The 2886-nt window shown below is 77.7% G+C and carries 2 protein-coding genes; one reads left to right on the forward strand and one right to left on the reverse strand.

Annotation, left to right across the window (positions count from 1 at the left end; genetic code table 11):
• The first annotated feature begins 141 nt into the window (after positions 1-141).
• On the forward strand, positions 142-1434 hold the full coding sequence (locus ABZ885_RS38560) for an acyl-CoA dehydrogenase family protein (RefSeq protein ID WP_360199473.1): 1293 nt from the start codon (positions 142-144) through the stop codon (positions 1432-1434).
• Positions 1435-1492: 58 nt separating this feature from the next.
• Here ABZ885_RS38560 and ABZ885_RS38565 read toward each other — a convergent pair whose 3' ends face one another.
• Positions 1493-2707, reverse strand: coding sequence for a phosphotransferase (locus ABZ885_RS38565; RefSeq protein ID WP_360199475.1), 1215 nt, complete (start codon positions 2705-2707; stop codon positions 1493-1495).
• Between the last annotated feature and the right edge of the window lie 179 nt (positions 2708-2886).

Raw genomic sequence — 2886 nt, forward strand, 5'->3', positions numbered from 1 at the left:
GACCTCGACCCCGACCCGGCGGCGCCGGTCCGGGGGCGGCAACTGCGCTGACCTCCGGGGCCGCCATCCGGTACCGCGCGCCCGTCCGGCGTGCCGCCCGCAGTTGCCGAGCCCATGCTGCCGTCCGGAGGCACCAGCACCATGACCACCGCCGACCAGTCGCCCGTCGCCGCCGCTCTCGCCGGCCTGCCCCGGGTCGTCGACCTGCTGGCCGCCCGCGCGGAGGAGCACGACCGCGACGCCACCTTCCCCTACCAGGGCATCGAGGCGGTGCACGAGGCCGGACTGCTCACCCTCACCGTGGCCCAGCGGTACGGCGGGCCGGGCGGCACGCTCGCCGACACCGTCCGGGTGCTCGCCCAACTCGGGCGCGGGGACGCCTCGGTGGCCGTGGTCACCGCGTTCACCCTGCTCCGGCACGCCGAACAGGCCCGGGTGGCGAGCTGGCCGGCGGCCGGCTACCGGCGGCTGCTCACCGAGTCCCGCCGGGGACCGGTGCTGGTCAACACCCTGGACGCGGAGCCCGAGGGCCGGAACGGGTCCTGGAGCGGCGGCCGAAGCCCCGGGCTGCCGGCCACGGTGGCCCGGTGGGACGGTGCGGGGTGGCTGCTCACCGGCCGGAAGACGTACTGCGCGGGCGCCGAGGCGCTGGCCTGGATGGCGGTCACCGCGCGGACCGACGAACCGGTGCCGCGGGTCGGCACCTTCCTGGTCCGGGGCGACAGCGAGGGCGTCGAGGTCGATCCGACCTGGGACCAGGTCGGGTTGCGGGCCAGTGCCGGCCACGACGTGGTGCTGGACGCGGTCCGGGTGCCGGCGGAGCTCACGCTCGGACTCGCGGTTCCCCACGGGGTGGCCGGATCCGCCCCTTCGGGAAGCGGAACCGGCCCTTCTGGTCCCGGTTCCCGGGTGGCCGGAACCGCCCCTTCGGGAAACGGATGCGGAACCGGCGATTCCGGTGTGCCGGCGGCCGAACTGACCCGCGCCTGGCACGATCTGGCCCTTGCCGCGGTCGTCCTCGGGGCGGCCCGTTCCGCCCAGGACTGGCTGGTCCGCTTCCTGCACCGGCACAGCACTCCGGCCGATCCCGCCGGGCCGCTCGGCGGGCGGTCCCGCCACCACCACGCGCTGGGCGAGATCGAGGCCCGGCTGATCGGTGCCGAGGAGCTGGTGCACGGCCTGGCACCCCGGGTGGACCGGGCCGAGCCGGACGCCGTCGCCCGGACCGGACCGGCCCAGTTGCTGGTGACCCGGGCCGCGGTCTCGGCCGTCCGGCAGGCCGTCGCGCTCACCGGCAGCCCGGGCCTGAGTCGGCGTCACCCGCTCGAACGCTACCTGCGCGACGTGCTCAGCAGCGGGGTGCACTGCGCCCCGGAGGAGGCCGTCCTGGAGGCCGCCGGCCGGGCCGCCCTCGACCGCGGCGCCCGGCCCTGAGGCCGGTCCGGCCGGCGGTCTGTCCAGCCGGACCCCTCCCCGTCCGCCCGGGTCGGCCTCAGCGGGTGCCGACGGCGGCGCGGACGGCCCGGCGGGCCAGCGCGGCGTCGTCGTACAGCCGGCGGATCATGATCCGCTGCTCCTCGCCCGCGCCCGGCACGTCGTACAGCCGGATCTCCCGCATCAGCACCAGCACCAGGTTGACCAGGAACGAGTCCCGGGCCAGCGTGCCGCCGCTCTGGGCGAGTTGGCTGATCTGCCGGCGGGCCGCGGTGTCCCCGGAGAGCACGCTCCACAGCACCGCCAGGTCGTAGCCGGGCAGGTACCAGCCGGCCTGCTCCCAGTCGACCAGCACCGGGCCGGACGGCGCCAGCAGCATGTTGCTGAGCAGGGCGTCGCCGTGGCAGAGCTGGAGCGGGGTGTGGCCGAGGCCGTGCAGCAGGCCGCGCAGGTCGCCCGCGTCCCGGTCGGTCAGCTGGCCCACCGAGTGGTACCGGGCGATCTCCAGCGGGTAGTCCATCCGCGGCTGGAACACGTCGGTCGGCGGCCGCCACAGGTTGAGCGTGCGGACGGCGGTGAGCAGGGCCCGCACCTCGCCCGGGGTGGGCGCGTTGACGGGGTGGCGCTCCCGCGCGGCCGGGCGGCCGGGAACGCGCTCCATGACGAGCACGCAGCGGTCGTGGTCGGCCGCCACCAGCCGGGGCAGCCGCACCGGCGGACGGTGCCGGACGAACGCCCGGTAGACCGCGACCTCGTGGTGGAAGTCGGCCACCAGCTGCTCGAAGTACTCGCTCCGCACCGCCTGCGGCGCCAGGCACTTGGCCACCACCGGCGCCCGCCCGATGGTGCCCGCCACCAGGATGTGGCGGCTCCCCTCGCGCAGCACCTGGCGCGGGGTGAACGCGGGACATATCCGCGCGACACCGGCCAGCGCGGCCCGGACGGCCGGGGTCTGCAGGGCCGACGGGTCGATCCGCTCGGCGGTGCCCGGCTGGCCCGGCCGCATCGGCGGGCGCAGCAGCCGGCCCTCGCCCGGGCGGGCGGCCGGGATCCGCGCTCCGCCCGGCAGGACGGTCTCGGGGGCGCGCAGCCCCAGCGCCGTCCGGGCGGCCTGGCCCCGCGCCTCCGCGGACCGGCCGTCGGTGCCGCGCGGCACCACCGGGCGGCTCTGCGGCGGGACCTGCTTGGGGCCGGGACGGCCGGTGGCTGCGGTGGGGGGACGCAGCGCGGTGCGGGTCGCGGTCGGCGTGGGGGAGGTCGCTGAGGAGTACATGGGGTGAGGGTGGTCCCTTCCTGTCCGTCGGCGGGGTGGGCCCCGCGGTGCGGGGAGGGCCGGTGCCGTGTGCTTCCTGGCGTGACGGCGGCCCTCGCTCGGGCGGTGGTGCCGTGGGTGGAGCGCGGGCGCCGGGCGCGGACTGCGGCGGTGGCGGCGGCGGCGTACGGGGTGGTGGC

Origin of the sequence: Kitasatospora sp. NPDC047058, from assembly GCF_040643935.1 — a bacterium.
Taxonomy (GTDB): Bacteria; Actinomycetota; Actinomycetes; order Streptomycetales; family Streptomycetaceae; genus Kitasatospora.

Excerpts from the sequence above, each read along its gene's own strand:
- ABZ885_RS38560 (WP_360199473.1), top strand. The coding sequence starts at position 142 with ATGACCACCGCCGACCAGTCGCCCGTCGCCGCCGCTCTCGCCGGCCTG.
- ABZ885_RS38565 (WP_360199475.1), bottom strand. The coding sequence starts at position 2,707 with ATGTACTCCTCAGCGACCTCCCCCACGCCGACCGCGACCCGCACCGCG.